This window comes from Sutterella wadsworthensis, assembly GCF_003315195.1.
Classification (GTDB): domain Bacteria; phylum Pseudomonadota; class Gammaproteobacteria; order Burkholderiales; family Burkholderiaceae_F; genus Sutterella; species Sutterella wadsworthensis.
Map to the genome: position 1 here is coordinate 1 of NZ_QNRV01000062.1, position 3120 is coordinate 3120.

At 53.1% G+C, this 3120-nt stretch carries 3 protein-coding genes; 1 reads left to right on the top strand and 2 read right to left on the bottom strand.

What is annotated here, in order from left to right:
- Nucleotides 1-571: 571 nt before the first annotated feature.
- Nucleotides 572-778 carry a Txe/YoeB family addiction module toxin gene (locus DES29_RS12230; RefSeq protein ID WP_081453990.1) on the bottom strand — a complete coding sequence of 69 codons (207 nt, stop codon included), beginning with the start codon at nt 776-778 and terminating at the stop codon, nt 572-574.
- Entirely contained in the window at nt 775-984 is a 210-nt protein-coding gene (locus DES29_RS12235; RefSeq protein ID WP_016474472.1) for a hypothetical protein, read from the bottom strand. Before DES29_RS12235 ends, DES29_RS12230 begins: the two co-directional genes overlap by 4 nt.
- A 419-nt stretch (nt 985-1403) precedes the next feature.
- On the opposite strand from DES29_RS12235, the gene DES29_RS12240 reads away from it, so the two are divergent.
- Nucleotides 1404-2891 (top strand): mechanosensitive ion channel family protein, encoded by a 1488-nt coding sequence (locus tag DES29_RS12240; RefSeq protein WP_113854948.1) that lies wholly within the window; start codon nt 1404-1406, stop codon nt 2889-2891.
- Nucleotides 2892-3120 lie beyond the last annotated feature (229 nt).

A 3120-nucleotide genomic window follows, 5' to 3' on the forward strand; every position in this document is an offset into this window, starting at 1 on the left:
CTGCAACGGCGCAGTCTGCCTTAGCAAGATCGAGGCCGATGACGGCGTACGAGAGCGACGTATCCAGCGCATTGCGTGTATTCTTCTTTGACATGGCATGGACCTCCTACGGGGTTGATATACACCCATTATCGCGCAGCGCTTCGTTGTGACGCACTGGGTAGGTGGGTGGTCCATGTCATTAGGACGGAGATTCCCTGCGGAGTCCTTATGCGTTTTTAGGCGCATAGGGATCTCTTCGGATGGGTTTCTGCTGCTGACCGGCACGACTCTTGCGAGAAGGCCGCTTAACTTGAGCTCGAGCAGTGCACAGCCGCTCCCCACGGGCTCTTAGGCGCTGCCCGCGCCTGAGTATGTTGTTGGCGTCCGCGACGTCGGCGTCGCCTTCATAACCGCACTTTCGACAGCAGAACCTGAAGGATTCAGAGGCGACACATCTTCGCATTTGGGACACGTTCTGATCGTGTTCGCCGCAGCAACGGCGCACACCTCTCCGCCCCTGCCGCCGACATACTTGGATGATCCCAGACCTACAAAAAAGCCGCCTCACGCAAGCAGGGCGGCTTTTGAACTATTTTTCGTTGTAATGAGTGCGGCATTGCACAATTTCTAATGTCCGGTTACCGTCTTCTTCGGAAATGCGGTAAATCAAACGGTTTTTGGCATCGATCCTGCGAGACCAAAAGCCGGATAAATTGCCAGTCAAGGGTTCCGGCAGCCCTAGCCCGCTATTGCCGTTGTGCTTGATGTCCTTGATTAAAGCATTTACTTTGGTCAGTTTCTTGCGATTGTCCTGCTGCCGCCCTCAATCAGATCGTGCTCATTGACCTTGCCTAATTCCAATTGAGCAATGCTTTCACGCAATCGCGCCTGATTCTCGGCACACCAAAACGGATCGGCCTTAATTGCAAAGGGAATCCGCCCTTCATTGACGACTGGGATAGCAAAAACGGTGAATGCTGTTGTCATGTTGAGCCCCATCATTTGGATGATGGACTCAAATTTTTTTTTTGAGCTTCGCGTCCATGCGGAAGCTGACAGTTGCCGTTGCGTCCATAGCAATATGTCCCGCTAATCATTAGCTCTTTTATGAATACAAGCAACTTTATAACTGAAAATTGCAAGCTGGCGCACTGAATTAGTCAGCATTTCAAGGCTGTTAACCATGAAATCCGCACAGCAACTATCTTTGTTTGCCGCTCCTATTGAAGCTGACAGCCGCGGCGAGACAACCGACTGATGGCCGCACGGCAGCCATCATATGATCAGCAGCGACCGGCCAAACAGCCGACAACGGCATAGACTGCATGCCGAGGAACGAGGGCGCAAGCACTCAGCTCAAGCTCGTTTCTAAATTTCCCTAACCCTGCTTCGGGCTCAGGAGGCCCGCAGAGATTTTCATTATGACGACACATACCGAGGCCGCCGAGGCGATGGCTGAAGAAGCGGCGGATCACCTTCAGGCAGCGGCCAATGCCCCAAGCCCTGATGAAGGCCTTTCCGCAGCTGCAGATGCAGTGATTGATACGACGCATTGGTTCACGCGTTTTTTTGAAACGCTTACGGCGGGAATGACCTGGTCGAGCCTGCTGCTGCAGATTTTTGCAGTGATCTGTGCCTTCATTCTCGGCTGGTGGGGGTCTCGCGCCTTTACGGAGTGGCTCGAAAAGAGGCGCCCCAGTGCAGATGATTTCGGTGTAGTCAATCACATCAAGCATCTGGCTTACGGGCTTCTTGAGAATGTGTCTTTCGGCCTCATCGCAGGATCGTCCCTCGCGCTTGCGGCCTGGCTGATCGTAACGCTGGGTGATGAGCCTTCTCGGTCGCTCGTTATCTGCAGGATCTTCTACTCGATCTTCTATGCATTTTCGGTGCTCTCCGTTGTGATGGCCTTTGTGCAGGCCAGCATTGGACGAAGCATCATCACCCGAGGTGTGCAGCGTGCAGTCACCGTCATCTTTTGGTGCTTTGCAGTGCTGCAGTTCTTCGGCGTGCTGTCGGATTTGGTGGACTATCTTGATGCGCTGAGAATCCCCATCGGCAAGGGGGACATGACGGTTTGGAAGGCCTTCATGGCGGTGATTTCGGTGCTGCTCACGCTGGCCGTTGCCAATTGGATTTCGGCCATCATCAATCAGTTCATTCAGGGGGCGCAGAATCTGACCCCCAACCTGAAGGTAGTGCTTTCGCGCATTGTCACCGTTCTTTTTCTGATTCTGGCGGTCATCATCGGTCTTGGAACCGTCGGCATCGACTTGACGATTCTTTCGGTTTTCGGCGGCGCTTTAGGCGTCGGGCTGGGCTTTGGACTGCAAAAGATCGCTTCCAACTATGTTTCTGGATTCATCATCCTCTTGGACAAATCCATCAAAATCGGAGATCTGGTTACGGTGGGCGGCTTCCGCGGAAAGGTGGTGGAAATCAATACGCGCTTTACGGTGGTGCGCAGTCTCGACGGTATTGAGAATATTGTCCCGAATGAAGCGTTCGTGACGTCAGCTGTGCTGAATCATTCGTATACGGATGAAGCCAATACGCAGTATGTCGCTGTGACGATTGACTTCAATGCGGATGTGGATCGGGCGCTTGCCGTCATGCTCGAAGAGGTTTCGCGCGATCGTCCGCGCATTGTCAAGGGCCGCAAGCCCTGGGCCTATGTGGACAGCTTCGGCGACAGCGGCATTAATCTGAAGGCGGCTTTTTGGCTGGCCGACCCGGTCAATGGTTCCGTCGGGATCAAAACAGCCATTACCCTCGATATTGTCCGTCGTTTCCGCGAGGAAGGCATCCGCATTCCCTACAACCGTCTGGAAGTGGTGATGCTCGATCCGCATGCTGATGACGATGCGCCCGCCGACGTTCAGCCGAAGGGATCCTCTGCGGCGGTTTAAGGGCAGGCTTTCCTCTCCCGCTTAGTGCCTTAGCAGCAGAAAAAAAACCTCAGAAACCTGAACTACGGGATGCCTGCTCACTAAAACAAGGGCAGTTCCGTCAATATCTTTATCAAGCCCGTGATCTTATTTGAAAAAATAGGCCACGGGCTTTCGTTTTTGTGTTAACATGCTCTATAACTATAATGTGCAGAGCATAAAGATGGAAAATTCTCCAAAAAGCGGCTTC